A 13864-nucleotide genomic window follows, 5' to 3' on the forward strand; every position below is an offset into this window, starting at 1 on the left:
CCCCCCCCCCCCCCCCCCCCCCCCCCCCCCCCCCCCCCCCCCCCCCCCCCCCCCCCCCCCCCCCCCCCCCCCCCCCCCCCCCCCCCCCCCCCCCCCCCCCCCCCCCCCCCCCCCCCCCCCCGGGTCGCCGCGCCCCAGCGCGGCGAAACTCAGCCCAGTGTCGCGAGCGCCGGGAAGGTTTCGAGCAGCCAGTAGGAAAACGCCGAAAAGCCGCCGGTCAGCATCAAAAGGCCGATGGTCCACAGAAGCAGCCCCATGATCCGCTCGATCCGCTCCATATGCCGCTTCATCCAGCCCATGACGCCCTTCATCCGGGGGAAGAACGCGGCGACCAGCAGGAACGGAATGCCCAGCCCCGCCGCGTAGATTGCCAGAAGGAAGGTGCCCCTCGCCACGTTCGCCTCGGACGCCGCGAGCGACAGGATCGCGCCCAGTTGCGGGCCGATGCAGGGCGTCCAGCCGAAGGCGAAGGCGAGCCCCAGAAGATAGGCGCCGAAGGCACTCCCCCCTTGGTCGCCCGCGTCCAGCCGCGCCTCGCGGTTCAGGAAGGGGATCGTGAAGATGCCAAGAAAATGCGCGCCGAACACCATAACCACGATCCCGGCCAAGGTGTTGAAGATGCTTTGGTTTTGCAGAAAGAACGCGCCGAACGCACTGGCCGCGAATCCCATGAACAGAAACACCGTGGACAGGCCCAGCACGAAAAACAGCGCCGCGACGGTCGCCTTGCGCGACGATTTAGCGCCCTCGGACAACTCCGTGACGCTCACCCCCGACATATAGGCCAGATAGGGTGGCACGATGGGCAGGACGCAGGGGCTGAGGAAACTCAAAAGCCCCGCGACCAGTGCGATGAGGAGCGCGGGCAGAAGGCTCGCGTCGATAAGATCTATCCCGAACATGCTCCCCCTCTACCCGGCCCCGCGCCCGCCGTCACCTGCCACAACGTCACATCCGGGCGATGGACTTGTAACACCTTCGGCAGTATGCGCTTGGCCATGGATCACGACGTGGAAATCGACGCCATCGGGCTTCTCTGCCCTTGGCCGGTGCTGAAGGCAGGCAAGGCCCTGCGCGGGATGCAGCCCGGTCAGGTTCTGCGCCTGCTTGCCACCGACCCGGTCGCCGTGATCGACGTGCCGCATTTCTGCGCCGAGGAAGGGCATACGCTGATCTCGACCGAAGACGACGGCGCCGCCACCGCCTATACGATCCGCAAGGGCGCCTAGCCGGACCGTCCGTCGCAACGGCCTGATACCAAAAGAAAAAGGGGAGCCCATGGCTCCCCAGTTTCGCTGATAAGGCTCGTCATTGTACCGCCCGGTTGTTTTCTGCCTGCGGCCCTATCCGCGTCAGGGGCGAGCGCACCCGCCCCGTGTCTCGTCTCATCCGGCGTCGCGCGCCCGTGCCATCGCAGGCACCGCCCCGTCGGTCAGGAAGTAGGCCACCCCCTGCGTCAGGTCGAATTCCCGCACGTGGAGCGTGATCGTCTCGCCGGTGTCGGTCACGAAGGTGAGCGGCCCTTCGCTTTCCGACCCGATCATCGCGGCGGGCACGCGGAACGCGCCCGACCCGTGTGTTTCGCCGCCGCCGATGGTCAGGAGAATGCGAAGGTCCATCCGCTCGGTCTCGTGACCATCGACCAGAAAGCACCCCCGAAAATCTCTCAGCTCCATCGCGCCGTCTCCTCAGCTACAGCCGCTCGTCGCGCCGCAGGTGTTGCACTTCATGCAGGTGCCGTTGCGCACAAGCGTGTAGTTGCCGCAGTCGCCGCAGGCCTCGCCCTCGTAACCCTGCATTTTCGCCTTGGTCCGGGCATCCATCGTCATGACGGTCCCGGTCCCGAGCGAGGTTGCGGGTTCCGCGACCATCGAGCCGCCGGCCATGCCCCCCGACGTGGCGGGCACCAGCGTGTTCAGCGCCGTGAGCGCGTCGTCGGTGCCCGTGGACTGGCCGCCCTGAAGCACCACCAGTTCCTGCGGCAGACGCTTGCGCAGGTAGCCGGTCGAGGACACCTGTTTCAGCATCTCGAGCGAGCGGGTCGCGGCGGTCTCGGACATCTCCTTGACGTTGGCGACGCCCTCTTCCTGACCCCGGCCCACATCGTCGAAGGACGAGCCTTCGGGCTTCACATGGGCCAGATCGGTGCGGTCGAGGTAGGACACGGCAAGCTCGCGGAAGATGTAGTCGAGGATCGACGTCGCGTTCTTGATCGTGTCGTTGCCCTGCACCATCCCGGCCGGCTCGAACTTGGTGAAGGTGAAGGCGTCCACGAACTCCTCCAGCGGCACGCCGTACTGAAGGCCGACCGACACGGCGATGGCGAAGTTGTTCATCATCGCCCGGAAGCCCGCGCCTTCCTTGTGCATGTCGATGAAAATCTCGCCCAGTTGCCCGTCGGAGTATTCGCCGGTGCGCAGGTAGACTTTGTGACCGCCGACGATGGCTTTCTGGGTGTAGCCCTTGCGGCGATCCGGCATCTTTTCGCGGCCCGCGCGGGCGACTTCCTTGATGACCACCTTCTCGATGATCTTCTCGGCCAGCACTTCGGCTTTCTGCTGCGGCGTGCCGGTGGCGAGGATTTCTTCGGCCTCGTCGTCGTCTTCGACCAGCGCAGCGGCCAGCGGCTGCGACAGCTTGGAGCCGTCCCGGTACAGCGCGTTCGCCTTGATCCCCAGCGACCACGACAGTTCGTAGGCGCGCTGACAATCTTCGATGGTCGCGTCGTTCGGCATGTTGATCGTCTTCGAGATCGCCCCGGAGATGAACGACTGGGCGGCGGCCATCATGTAGATATGCGCATCCGTGGACAGGAACCGCTTGCCCTTCTTGCCGCAGGGGTTGGCGCAGTCGAACACCTTGTAGTGCTCTTCTTTCAGGTGCGGCGCACCCTCCAGCGTCATGGTGCCGAGCGCGTGGTCATTGGCCGCTTCGATGTCGCCCTTCGAGAAGCCGAGGTGCTTGAGCAGGTCGAAGGTCGGGTCGTTCAGTTCGTCGCCAAGGCCAAGGTCGTTGCGGCAGAACTCTTCGCCCAGCGTCCACTGGTTGAACAGGAACCGGATGTCGAAGGCGGACGCGAGGCCCTTTTCGATCTTCTGGATTTCGGCATTGCCGAAGCCCTTGTTCATCAGCGTCTGGGTGTTGATCCCCGGCGCGTTGCCAAGGCTGCCGTGGCCGACCGCATAGGCGATGATCTCTTCGATCTGGGCCGAAGAATATCCAAGCTTTTCAAGGGCTGCCGGGACGGAGCGGTTTATGATCTTGAAGTAGCCGCCACCGGCCAGCTTCTTGAATTTCACCAGCGCGAAGTCCGGTTCGATGCCGGTCGTATCGCAATCCATGACCAGACCGATGGTCCCGGTCGGCGCGATCACCGACACCTGTGCGTTGCGGTAGCCGTGCTTTTCCCCCAGCGCGAGGGCTTCGTCCCACGACGACATGGCGAGGTCGACGAGCGCCTTGTCCGGGCAGCCTGCGTGGTCAAGGGCGACCGGCTTGATGTCCAGCGCCTCGTAGCCGTCCGTGGCGCCATACGCCGCCGTGCGGTGGTTGCGGATGACGCGCAGCATGTGGTCGGCGTTGCGCTTGTAGCCGTCGAAGGCGCCAAGCTCACCGGCCATTTCAGCCGACGTTGCGTAAGCCACACCCGACAGGATCGCGGTCAGCGCCCCGGTCAGCGCCCGGCCCTCTTTCGAGTCGTAGCCGAGGCCCATGTTCATCAGCAGGCCGCCGATGTTGGCGTAACCCAGTCCCAGCGTGCGGAAGTCATAGGACAGTTGCGCGATTTCCTTGGACGGGAACTGCGCCATCGTCACCGAGATTTCCAGCGTCACGGTCCACAGGCGCGTGGCGTGCATGTAGTCCTCGGCCTGGAACGTGCCGTCCTTGAGGAAGGTGAGCAGGTTCATCGAGGCGAGGTTACAGGCCGTGTCGTCGAGGAACATGTATTCCGAGCACGGGTTCGAGCCCCGGATCGCGCCGTCTTCCGGGCAGGTGTGCCAGGCGTTGACGGTGTCGTGGTACTGGATGCCCGGATCGGCGCAGGCCCAAGCGGCGTGACCGATGTTTTCCCACAGATCGCGCGCTTTGATGGTCTTGGCGACCGAACCGTCGGTGCGGCGGATGAGTTCCCAGTCGGCGTCGGCTTCGACGGCCTTCAGGAAGGCGTCGGTGACGCGCACCGAGTTGTTCGAGTTCTGGCCCGAAACCGAAGCGTAGGCTTCCGAGTCCCAGTCGGTGTCGTAGGTCGGGAACTCAATGGATGCATAGCCTTGGCGGGCGTAGTCGAGAACGCGCTTGATGTAGGTCTCGGGGATCGCGACCTTTTTCGCGGCGCGCACGGCGTCTTTCAGCTGCGGGTTCTCTTTCGGGTCGGTGGCGGCGTCGATCGAGCCGTCCCAGCCGTGGATCGCGGTGAAGATGTCGTTCAGGTGACGCTCGTGCATCTTGGAGCCGGCGACGAGCGAGGCGACCTTCTGCTCTTCTTTCACCTTCCAGTTGATGTATTCCTCGATATCCGGGTGATCGGCATCGACGATGACCATCTTGGCGGCGCGGCGGGTGGTGCCGCCCGACTTGATCGCACCGGCGGCGCGGTCACCGATCTTGAGGAAGCCCATGAGGCCCGAGGATTTGCCGCCGCCCGACAGCGGCTCGTTAGCGGCGCGCAGGGACGAGAAGTTGGTGCCGGTGCCGGAGCCGTATTTGAACAGGCGGGCTTCGCGGACCCACAGGTCCATGATGCCGCCGTCACCCACCAGATCGTCGCCGACCGACTGGATGAAACAGGCATGCGGCTGCGGATGTTCGTAGGCGGAGGCCGACTTGGTCAGCTCCTTGGTCTCGAAATCGACGTAGTAGTGACCCTGCGACGGGCCGTCGATGCCGTAGGCCCAGTGCAGGCCGGTGTTGAACCACTGGGGCGAGTTCGGCGCGGCCATCTGTTTGGCCAGCATGAAGCGCATTTCGTCGTAGTAAGCGCGCGCGTCTTCCTCGGTCGAGAAATAGCCGCCCTTCCAACCCCAATAGGCCCAGGCACCCGCGAGACGGTCGAACACCTGCTTGGACGAGGTTTCGCCGCCGAAACGCTCGGCCTTGTCCATGGCGTCGAGCGCCTTGGTGTCGGGGACGTGGCGCCACAGGAACTCAGGCACGCCGTCTTCCTTGACCGGCTTCAGCGCGGCGGGAACGCCCGCCTTGCGGAAATACTTCTGCGCGATGACGTCGGAGGCCACCTGGCTCCAGCTTTCCGGGATCTCGATATCGTCGAGCTTGAACACGATGGTCCCGTCCGGGTTGCGGATCTCGGAGGTCGCGCGGGTGAACGTGATCGCGTCGTATGCGTCTTTGCCTGCCTCGGTGAACTTGCGTGCGATTTTCATTTTGGCCCCTGTGTCTCTCAATGCCGGTCACTGGATGGATCACTGCTCACGCTGACCCACGTCTCAACTCGTGCTGGCGGGGCCGGCGCGAAGGGAAAAACGGCCCCGGTCGCCGGAACATCGTTTCCCGGCAACTGTCGCGGCCCCTTTGTTGGGGTCCGATGTGAGGCTAACTATCCCTACCCGCCGACAGCCACTATATGTTGTGGCTTTCCGACCAGCACAAACAAACTGACGTAGGGGGGCGCACCCGTCAACGCGTTTTCAGGCCCCGTTAACCTCTTTTTTTCGTTGACGCTGACGCGCGGTGATTCATCCCCAACCCGACCGCGGAGAGTCGTCGAAAAAGGCGTCGGATTTTCAGGCCTTTCTGTCACCAAACTGTCAAAAAGGATGAGTGTTGTGGGTAACTCGGGTCGCGACGCTACATATTGCGTGCGCGCCACAGTCCAGCACTCAATGTTCGATTCTGCATCGTTTCGCACAAGATTCGAGCCGAGAGCACACCACATATATTGTTAATGAACCAAATCGGACACCAGATATGGGTAGTCCAAAAGGATATAGGTCGCAGAATCGCATCCCGCCGATTCCCGGTCGACGGTCCGCGCGGGCGGGGGGACGGATGCAGGACGAGGAGAATGGTCGGGGCGGCGAGATTCGAACTCACGACCTTCTGTACCCAAAACAGACGCGCTACCAGGCTGCGCTACGCCCCGACGTGCGCCTCTCTACAAAGAGCGACGAGCGATGGAAAGACCTATTGCGCGGCGCAGGACCAGGCGGCCGCGTCGCCAAAGGCGGGATGGCGCATTTCGGCCCCCGCCTCGATCCCGATGGCCCCGGCCAGACCGCCCCGGATCTCGAGCACGGCCAGAATATCGTCGCCACCCCGGATCGGTGTCAGATCACCCGGCACCGCGTTCTCGTGCACGTTGCGCACGACGCCGTCGGCCCCGACGAAGATCATGTCGAGCGGGATCAGCGTGTTCTTCATCCAGAACGAGGCCGGTCGCGGGCTTTCATAGATGAACAGCATCCCCTGCCCGGACGGCAGGCTTTCGCGAAACATGAGCCCCTGCGCGCGCTCCGCGTCGTCATCCGCGATCTCGACCGAGAACCGGGCGGTTCCGAACGCGCCACGCAGATCGACCTGAGCTTCGTCACAGGTCTGGGCCGTCAGGGGGCCGGCCAGACACGCGGCCAGCAAAACACTCGTTACTTTCACGTCAGTCCTCTCCGTTCAGGGCCGCGTCCCAGGATGTCACCAACAGCGCCATGCGCCCACGTTCGCCCATCGCCGCGCGCATTCCGATGGCTTCGCCCGGTTGCAGGTCGGCTAGACCCGACCGGCGCAACACCTCGACATGGATGAACACGTCCTCCGGTTTACCGAAGGCGTTGGCGAAACCAAAGCCTTTACCCTTGTCGAACCATTTCACCCGCGCCGGTTCCAACGGGTCGGCACGCGACAGGTCCAGATCTTCGGTGAACGTGCTGGCGATCGTCTCTTCGCTTTCGGCGGCATGAATGGCGAGCACTTCGACCGCCTGCATCCCGCGCGGCGTGTCCTGCACGACGATCTCAATCCCGGCCCGGTCCGCGACCGAGCTTTGACCGAAGTTCCGAAGCACGTTGGCGTGTAGAAGAATGTCAGGCCCGCCCTGATCGGCGACCACGAAGCCAAACCCCTTGGCGGGGTCGAACCACTTTACCGTGCCACGCTGTACATAGCGGCCCGACGCTGTGTCGTCGTCCATGTCAAAGCACACCTTGTTGTCCAGCATCCCCAATTCCAAATGTGGACGATTGTGCAAAATGAAACAAGATGGCCGACCCTGACTTTTTCGACAGGACGCACGTTTTTCATCAAAGAATCACGGCTGTAAACGCTGGATTTTCCACGATGTTTGTGCTGACTCACGCGTCCAGCGGAATCGGTCGTGCAGCCGGAACGCGCCGTCGGCCCAGAATTCCATCTCGGTCGGGACGATCCGAAAGCCACCCCAGAACGGTGGCCGCTTGGGATGCGTGCCGTGGGTCGCGGTCACTTTCGCCACCTCCGCCATGAGCGATGTCCGGCTGTCGAGCGGCTGGCTCTGATGCGAGGCCCAGGCACCGAGACGGCTCTTGAGCGAGCGGGAGTCGTAATAGGCGTCGGCCTCCGGCCCGTCCGCGCGGGTCACGGTGCCCCGCACCCGCACCTGACGCCGCAGCGTCTTCCAGTGCAGCACGAACGCCGCGCGCCCCGCATGCTCGATCTCCTGCGCCTTTACCGAGCCGTAGTTGGTGTAGAACACGAACGCCTCAGCCTCGATATCCTTCAGAAGCACCATGCGCACGTTGGGCATCCCGTCGGCGTCGACAGTCGACAAGGCGATGGCGTTCGGGTCGTTCGGCTCCGACACCTCAGCCTCGGCCAGCCAGGCCCGCGTGATGGCAAACGGGTCGTCGCCCGCGAAAATTCCAGTCCTGTCCGACATGACGCTCCCCGTTCCGACGCCGCCTGCCCCTTGGGCAACTTGCCTGCCCAGCAGGCTTGAAGGCCCCGTGGCAATCTCATACACCGGGCTAACACGTAATCGACGGGACGGGGAACAGGCAATGTCGGGCGGATTGATGGACGGAAAACGCGGGCTGATCATGGGGCTCGCCAACGACAAATCAATCGCCTGGGGGATTGCCCGGGCCTGCGCCGAGGCGGGCGCCGAACTCGCCTTCTCCTATCAGGGCGAACAGATGAAAAAGCGGGTGGGTCCGCTGGCCGAACAACTCGGCTCGAACATCGTCGTCCCCTGCGACGTGATGGACGAAGCCTCGGTCGACGCGCTGTTCGACGAGCTGAAAGAGAAATGGGGCAAGATCGACTTTATCGTTCATGCCATTGGTTTCTCGGACAAAAACCAACTTCGTGGGCGCTATGCCGACACCACGCGCGAGAATTTCACCATGACGATGGATGTGTCGGTCTATTCATTCACCGCCGTCGCCCGGCGCGCCGCCGACCTGATGCCCGATGGCGGGTCGATGCTGACGCTCACCTATTACGGCGCCGAACAGGTCATGCCGCATTACAACGTCATGGGCGTGGCCAAAGCCGCGCTTGAAGCGTCGGTGCGGTATCTGGCCGAAGACTTCGGCAAGGACGGTATCCGCGTGAACGCCATTTCCGCCGGGCCGATCCGCACCCTCGCCGCCTCCGGCATCGGCGATTTCCGCTATATCCTGAAGTGGAACGAGCTGAACTCGCCGCTGCGCCGCAACGTGACCATCGACGACGTGGGCAAATCGGCGCTGTATCTGTTGTCGGACCTCGGCTCGGGCGTGACGGGCGAAACGCATCATGTGGACGCGGGCTATCACGTCGTGGGCATGAAGGCCGTCGATGCGCCGGATATCGACGTCACCGTTAAGAAGGAAGACTGACATGGTCGACAACCGCCTGCCCCATGAAAAAGGCTTCCACGTCAGCTGGGACCAGATCCACCGCGACAGCCGCGCGCTCGCCTGGCGGCTCGACGGCAAGGGGCCGAACGACGGCGGGTGGAAGGCTGTGGTCGCGATCACCCGCGGCGGGCTGGCCCCCGCGATGATCGTCGCGCGCGAACTGGACATCCGCACGGTCGATACGATCAGCGTGAAAAGCTACAACCATCAGACCCAGACCGAGCCGGTCGTCATCAAATCGCCGGACATGGAGGTCTGCGGCGACGGCACCGGCGTTCTGGTGGTCGACGATCTGGTCGACACCGGCAAAACGCTCGAGGTCGTGCGCGACTTGATGCCGAACGCGCATTTCGCCACCGTCTATGCCAAGCCCAAGGGCAAGCCGATGGTGGACAGCTATATCACCGAGGTGAGCCAGGACACGTGGATTTTCTTCCCGTGGGACATGGCGCTGCAATACGTGGAGCCGTATCGCGGCAAGGACTGACAGGCCGCTGCGCCAGACGAAAACCAGACGCCCGCGCATGGTTCCATACGCGGGCGTTTTCATTTTCTGTCAGAGGTTTAGCCGATGGCTTTCAGCCCCGACCTGAAGCGGCGCATGTTGTCCTGATAATGGAGCGCCGAGGCGATCAGCCCCTGTTTCGTCGCATCGTCCAACTCGCGCACGACCTTGCCGGGCGATCCCAGCACCATCGTCCCGTCGGGGATCACCTTGCCCTCGGTCACAAGCGCCCCGGCCCCGATCAGACAGCCCTTGCCGATCTTCGCGCCGTTCAGCACCGTCGCGCCCATGCCGATGAGCGATCCGTCCCCGACCGTGCAGCCATGCAGCATCGCCTTGTGGCCGATGGTGACATTCTCGCCCAGCGTCAGGGGAAAGCCCATGTCGGTGTGAAACACGCAGTTTTCCTGGACGTTCGTGCCCCTGCCGATGGTCAGGCGTTCGTTGTCGCCGCGCAGGGTGCAGCCGAACCAGACGCTCGCCCCCTCATCCAGCACCACGTCGCCGATCAGGTTCGCGTCGGGCGCGACCCATGTGTCCTCGTGGATGGTCGGCGCGATGCCGTCGAGTTCATAGATCATGCGTCTGCCTCGGTGAATTCTGCCTGAAGTTGGCGGATGAAGGGCGTGAGATTGGGTTGCTGCGACTTGCGCAGCCGCTCGGCCGATACGATCACCTTCAGCTTCTCGAACGTCGCGTCGAGGTCATCGTTGACCAGAACATAGTCGTAGCCGTGCCAATGGCTGATCTCGTCCCAGCTTTTTTGCATCCGTTTTTCAATGGTTTCGGGCGCATCCTTGCCGCGCGTTATCAGGCGGCGCTTCAACTCGGCAATCGAGGGCGGCAGGACGAAGATCGACAGCACATGGTGGCTGAGGCTGGAATCCTTGATCTGCTCGGCCCCCTGCCAGTCGATGTCGAAGAGCACGTCGCACCCGTTCTCGATCGCGTCGCGCACCGGGGCTTCGGGCGAGCCGTAGAAATGGCCGAACACATGGGCATGTTCGAGCATCTGACCGTCGGCCACGAGCTTCTTGAACCCGGTCTCGTCCATGAAACGGTAGTCCTTGCCGTCAACCTCGCCCTCGCGCGGGGTGCGCGTCGTGGCCGACACGGAAAACGCCAGCGTCGGATCCCAGTCCATCAGGCGATGGGCCAAGGTGGATTTCCCCGCGCCCGAGGGCGACGACAGGATGATGAGAAGGCCGCGGCGTTTCATGTCTGCCTCATTCGATGTTCTGAACCTGCTCACGCATCTGGTCGATCAGCGCCTTGAGGTCCAGCCCGATCCGCGTCAACGGCTGGAATCCGGCCTTGGAGCACAGTGTGTTTGCCTCGCGGTTGAATTCCTGCATCAGGAAGTCGAGCTTGCGTCCGCGCGGCTCGTCCCCGGTCAGCAGACTGCGCGCCTGCGCGACATGGGCGGTCAGGCGGTCGAGTTCCTCGCGCACGTCCGATTTCACGGCGATCAGAGCCAGTTCCTGTTCGATCCGCGTGCCGTCCATCGTTTCGGCACTGTCCATCACGCGGGCGAAGGCGGCTTTCAGCGTCGTCGCCTGATCCTCGCTGCGGGCGTCGAGCAGCGTCTCGGCCTCGCCCACCAGCGACTCGATCTCGGCCAGCTGGGCCGACAGCACGTCGCGAAGCGCGGCGCCTTCGTGCCGGCGCATGTCGTTGAAGGCCGACAGGAGCGGCGGCAGGTCCGCGATCAAGGCCTTGAGAAGCGGCGCGGTATCGTCCTCGGTCTGGGCCGTCTCGACCACACCGCGCATGGCGGCGACATCGGCGGCACTGGTTCCCGACAGTTCGATCCCGTTGCGGGCGGCGGCGGCGTTGATTTCGGCCAGCATGGCGAGCGCACGGTCGAGCCCGGCGGGATTGATCGCCAGCGCCCCCTCGTCCGCATCGCGCGTGATCCTGAGCCCGACGGTCACGTTGCCCCGCGCCACGGCACCTGACACGGCCTTGCGCACCGCGGGTTCCAGCCCGTCGACCCAGTCCGGCACGCGAATCCGCATGTCCAGCCCACGGGCATTGACCGAACGGATATCCCAGCTCCAGCTCCAGGGGTGCAACGCGCCCTTGAGCGCCGCGAAGCCGGTCATCGAGTGGGTCAAGCATTAACCCTTTCTTCAGGTTTCGCCCCAATCTGGACGAAATTGTGGCAGATTAAGGCATCGGTAAGGAACGCCGGTCATTCGTTAACAGAGGGTGCACGACGGGGCAACGTGCAGCACGAACAGGTAGTGTCATGAAGATCGAGTATCTGAAGGGTTCAAACGTCATTTCCATCGCTCCGGCACGCGCGCAGGCGCATTTCCCGTCCATCGCCCGCGTGGACGCCTATTGGGACGCGCTGCGCAACGGGCGGGTGATGCCGACACGCGGCGACGTGGACCCGCGCGGTATCTCGGACGTTCTGGAATACGCGTTCGTCTTGGAAAAGATCGCGCCGGGCGTGGCGCGGACCCGGCTCGCGGGGATGCACCTGAACGATCTTATGGGGATGGAAGTGCGCGGTATGCCGATCACCGCCATGTTCCTGCCGGAAGGGCGGCGGGAGCTTCAGATGGTGCTGGAATCGGTGCTGGAAAGCCCGGCCAAGGCGCGCCTGACGCTTGAAAGCGACTCGGGCCTGACGCGGCCCAAGCTGGAGGCACAGATGGTTCTGCTGCCGCTCAAGGACGAACGGGGGCGTCCGACCCGCATCCTTGGGGCGTTGCAGGCCAAGGGCAAGATCGGGCGCGGGCCGCGCCGGTTCAGGATCACCACGCAGTCGGTCGAACCGCTCCTGTCCGATACCGGGCCGCAGTACCCGATGGCCGAAGACCGCGCCCCGGCCCGGACCCAAGCGGCGGAACAGGCGGCGGCCTTCGATGGCGCAGAGGCGGGAACCGCCCCGTTCCTGCGCCTCGTGCACGACGCGGACGGGAGCGAGGGGTAGCGGACGTCCGCGTTGGGGAAGCCGCCGCCTGCCATCGCGGACGGCGGCTTCCCGGTGCATCCAGACGAAAAACCCCGCGCCGAGGCGCGGGGTTTCTTGTTCAAGCATCGGGTGCCGCTCAGGCCGTCGCAGCCGCCGTTTCGATCTTGCCGCGCCCCGAAAGCTCTTCGGCCACGAGGAAGGCGAGTTCGAGCGCCTGCGAGGCGTTGAGGCGCGGATCGCAGGCCGTGTGGTAACGGTCCGACAGATCCTCGTCCGTCACAGCGCGCAGACCGCCCGTGCACTCGGTCACGTCCTTGCCCGTCATCTCGAAATGCACGCCACCGGGGATGGTGCCTTGGTCGCGGTGGACGGCGAAAAACTCCTGCACCTCGGCCAGAACCTGTTCGAAGGGCCGGGTCTTGTAGCCCGAAGCCGACTTGATCGTGTTGCCGTGCATCGGATCGCAGGACCAGACCACATTCGCGCCTTCGGATTTCACCGTCTCGATCAGGCGCGGCAGATGCTCGGCCACCTTGCCCGCGCCGAAACGGGCGATCAGCGTCAGGCGCCCGGCCTCGTTCTCGGGGTTCAGCTTCTCCATCAGAACCTTGAGGTCCTCTTCCGTCGTGGTGGGGCCGCATTTCAGCCCGACCGGGTTGATGACCCCCCGCGCGAATTCGACATGCGCGCCGTCCGGCTGCCGCGTGCGGTCACCGATCCAGATCATGTGGCCCGACCCGGCGACCACATTGCCGGAGGTCGAATCGACCCGCGCCAGCGCCTCTTCGTATTCGAGCAGAAGCGCCTCGTGCGAGGTGTAGAAATCCACGGTGGACAGTTCGTGGTTCACGTCAGACGTCAGGCCCGCGGCACCCATGAAGTCGAGCGCATCCTGAATACGGCCAGCCATATCCCGATACTTCTCGGCCTCGTCGCTTTCCGTGAACCCCAATGTCCAGGAGTGGACCCGGTGGATGTCGGCGAAACCGCCCGTCGAGAACGCGCGCAACAGGTTCAGCGACGCCGCCGACTGGGTGTAGGCCTGAAGCATCTTCTGCGGGTTCGGGATGCGCGCCTCGGGCGTGAAATCCAGATCGTTGATGATGTCGCCCCGGTAGCTGGGCAGTTCAACGCCATCGATGGTCTCGGTCGGGGCCGAGCGCGGCTTGGCGAATTGCCCGGCCATACGACCGACCTTCACCACCGGAACCTTGGCGCCGTAGGTCAACACCATCGCCATCTGCAACATCACCTTGAAGGTGTCGCGGATGTTGTCGGCGCTGAATTCCGCAAAGCTTTCGGCGCAATCGCCGCCTTGCAGCAGGAACCCCTGCCCGCGCGACACCGCGCCCAACTGCTTTTTCAACCGGCGCGCTTCGCCTGCAAAGACGAGCGGCGGATACTTGGACAGCTGGGCCTCGACCTCGGCCAGCGCGGCCTCGTCGGTATAATCCGGCATCTGAACCCGCGGTTTCGCGCGCCATGCCGATTTCGTCCAGTTGGTCATTTTCTTCTCCATCGCTCGGGCCCCGGGATTTGCGCCGTGCTCATGTTAGCGTCAACATTTCCGGGGAACATGGGGTGTATACCCACGCACCCGCCCCA

At 64.1% G+C, this 13864-nt stretch carries 14 protein-coding genes and 1 tRNA gene; 4 read left to right on the forward strand and 11 right to left on the reverse strand.

The window, feature by feature from the left end; genetic code table 11:
- Positions 1 to 149 precede the first annotated feature (149 nt).
- Positions 150 to 902 carry a cytochrome c biogenesis CcdA family protein gene (locus tag FCT00_RS16640; RefSeq protein WP_008328981.1) on the reverse strand — a complete coding sequence of 251 codons (753 nt, stop codon included), beginning with the start codon at positions 900 to 902 and terminating at the stop codon, positions 150 to 152.
- Between the two features lie 96 nt (positions 903 to 998).
- On the opposite strand from FCT00_RS16640, the gene FCT00_RS16645 reads away from it, so the two are divergent.
- On the forward strand, positions 999 to 1229 hold the full coding sequence (locus tag FCT00_RS16645) for a sulfurtransferase TusA family protein (RefSeq protein WP_138423930.1): 231 nt from the start codon (positions 999 to 1001) through the stop codon (positions 1227 to 1229).
- Between the two features lie 156 nt (positions 1230 to 1385).
- Here the strand turns inward: FCT00_RS16645 and FCT00_RS16650 are convergent, their stop codons facing one another.
- From FCT00_RS16650 to pdxH, 6 genes are all read right to left on the reverse strand, one after another.
- On the reverse strand, positions 1386 to 1676 hold the full coding sequence (locus FCT00_RS16650) for a hypothetical protein (RefSeq protein ID WP_138423931.1): 291 nt from the start codon (positions 1674 to 1676) through the stop codon (positions 1386 to 1388).
- Positions 1677 to 1688: 12 nt separating this feature from the next.
- Entirely contained in the window at positions 1689 to 5381 is a 3693-nt protein-coding gene (locus FCT00_RS16655; protein WP_138423932.1) for a vitamin B12-dependent ribonucleotide reductase, read from the reverse strand.
- 642 nt (positions 5382 to 6023) lie between these two features.
- Positions 6024 to 6100: transfer RNA gene (locus FCT00_RS16660), tRNA-Pro, on the reverse strand.
- Between the two features lie 41 nt (positions 6101 to 6141).
- Complete coding sequence (locus tag FCT00_RS16665; protein ID WP_407943661.1) at positions 6142 to 6609, reverse strand: DUF192 domain-containing protein; 468 nt, start codon at positions 6607 to 6609, stop codon at positions 6142 to 6144.
- Position 6610: 1 nt separating this feature from the next.
- Entirely contained in the window at positions 6611 to 7141 is a 531-nt protein-coding gene (locus FCT00_RS16670; protein ID WP_138423933.1) for a cold-shock protein, read from the reverse strand.
- 117 nt (positions 7142 to 7258) lie between these two features.
- A complete protein-coding gene (pdxH, locus tag FCT00_RS16675; RefSeq protein WP_138423934.1) occupies positions 7259 to 7864 on the reverse strand; it encodes a pyridoxamine 5'-phosphate oxidase in 606 nt (201 codons plus the stop codon).
- 121 nt (positions 7865 to 7985) lie between these two features.
- On the opposite strand from pdxH, the gene fabI reads away from it, so the two are divergent.
- On the forward strand, positions 7986 to 8807 hold the full coding sequence (gene fabI / locus FCT00_RS16680) for an enoyl-ACP reductase FabI (protein ID WP_008328994.1): 822 nt from the start codon (positions 7986 to 7988) through the stop codon (positions 8805 to 8807).
- A 1-nt stretch (position 8808) separates the two neighbouring features.
- Positions 8809 to 9315 carry a xanthine phosphoribosyltransferase gene (gene gpt / locus FCT00_RS16685; protein WP_138423935.1) on the forward strand — a complete coding sequence of 169 codons (507 nt, stop codon included), beginning with the start codon at positions 8809 to 8811 and terminating at the stop codon, positions 9313 to 9315.
- Positions 9316 to 9392: 77 nt separating this feature from the next.
- Here gpt and FCT00_RS16690 read toward each other — a convergent pair whose 3' ends face one another.
- The 3 genes from FCT00_RS16690 to FCT00_RS16700 are packed head-to-tail and all read right to left on the reverse strand — an operon-like array spanning position 9393 to position 11438.
- Positions 9393 to 9914 carry a gamma carbonic anhydrase family protein gene (locus FCT00_RS16690; protein WP_138423936.1) on the reverse strand — a complete coding sequence of 174 codons (522 nt, stop codon included), beginning with the start codon at positions 9912 to 9914 and terminating at the stop codon, positions 9393 to 9395.
- Complete coding sequence (gmk, locus tag FCT00_RS16695) at positions 9911 to 10552, reverse strand: guanylate kinase (protein ID WP_008328999.1); 642 nt, start codon at positions 10550 to 10552, stop codon at positions 9911 to 9913. The genes FCT00_RS16690 and gmk overlap by 4 nt, the downstream gene beginning before the upstream one ends.
- Positions 10553 to 10559: 7 nt before the next feature.
- Positions 10560 to 11438 (reverse strand): YicC/YloC family endoribonuclease, encoded by an 879-nt coding sequence (locus FCT00_RS16700; RefSeq protein WP_171043025.1) that lies wholly within the window; start codon positions 11436 to 11438, stop codon positions 10560 to 10562.
- Positions 11439 to 11584: 146 nt separating this feature from the next.
- Here FCT00_RS16700 and FCT00_RS16705 point away from each other — a divergent pair, with 146 nt between their 5' ends.
- Positions 11585 to 12277 (forward strand): PAS domain-containing protein, encoded by a 693-nt coding sequence (locus FCT00_RS16705; protein WP_138423938.1) that lies wholly within the window; start codon positions 11585 to 11587, stop codon positions 12275 to 12277.
- Between the two features lie 118 nt (positions 12278 to 12395).
- Here the strand turns inward: FCT00_RS16705 and FCT00_RS16710 are convergent, their stop codons facing one another.
- Positions 12396 to 13766 (reverse strand): class II 3-deoxy-7-phosphoheptulonate synthase, encoded by a 1371-nt coding sequence (locus tag FCT00_RS16710; RefSeq protein WP_040885450.1) that lies wholly within the window; start codon positions 13764 to 13766, stop codon positions 12396 to 12398.
- Positions 13767 to 13864: the final 98 nt, after the last annotated feature.

This window comes from Maritimibacter alexandrii (genome assembly GCF_005871115.1).
Taxonomy (GTDB): domain Bacteria; phylum Pseudomonadota; class Alphaproteobacteria; order Rhodobacterales; family Rhodobacteraceae; genus Maritimibacter; species Maritimibacter alkaliphilus.

What these genes read in the sequence shown, in the direction of transcription:
- fabI (WP_008328994.1), top strand. Translation starts at nt 7,986, where the DNA reads ATGTCGGGCGGATTGATGGACGGAAAACGCGGGCTGATCATGGGGCTC.
- FCT00_RS16645 (WP_138423930.1), top strand. Translation starts at nt 999, where the DNA reads ATGGATCACGACGTGGAAATCGACGCCATCGGGCTTCTCTGCCCTTGG.
- FCT00_RS16640 (WP_008328981.1), bottom strand. Translation starts at nt 902, where the DNA reads ATGTTCGGGATAGATCTTATCGACGCGAGCCTTCTGCCCGCGCTCCTC.
- gpt (WP_138423935.1), top strand. Translation starts at nt 8,809, where the DNA reads ATGGTCGACAACCGCCTGCCCCATGAAAAAGGCTTCCACGTCAGCTGG.
- FCT00_RS16650 (WP_138423931.1), bottom strand. Translation starts at nt 1,676, where the DNA reads ATGGAGCTGAGAGATTTTCGGGGGTGCTTTCTGGTCGATGGTCACGAG.
- pdxH (WP_138423934.1), bottom strand. Translation starts at nt 7,864, where the DNA reads ATGTCGGACAGGACTGGAATTTTCGCGGGCGACGACCCGTTTGCCATC.
- FCT00_RS16710 (WP_040885450.1), bottom strand. Translation starts at nt 13,766, where the DNA reads ATGACCAACTGGACGAAATCGGCATGGCGCGCGAAACCGCGGGTTCAG.
- FCT00_RS16655 (WP_138423932.1), bottom strand. Translation starts at nt 5,381, where the DNA reads ATGAAAATCGCACGCAAGTTCACCGAGGCAGGCAAAGACGCATACGAC.
- FCT00_RS16705 (WP_138423938.1), top strand. Translation starts at nt 11,585, where the DNA reads ATGAAGATCGAGTATCTGAAGGGTTCAAACGTCATTTCCATCGCTCCG.
- FCT00_RS16670 (WP_138423933.1), bottom strand. Translation starts at nt 7,141, where the DNA reads ATGGACGACGACACAGCGTCGGGCCGCTATGTACAGCGTGGCACGGTA.
- FCT00_RS16690 (WP_138423936.1), bottom strand. Translation starts at nt 9,914, where the DNA reads ATGATCTATGAACTCGACGGCATCGCGCCGACCATCCACGAGGACACA.
- gmk (WP_008328999.1), bottom strand. Translation starts at nt 10,552, where the DNA reads ATGAAACGCCGCGGCCTTCTCATCATCCTGTCGTCGCCCTCGGGCGCG.
- FCT00_RS16700 (WP_171043025.1), bottom strand. Translation starts at nt 11,438, where the DNA reads ATGACCGGCTTCGCGGCGCTCAAGGGCGCGTTGCACCCCTGGAGCTGG.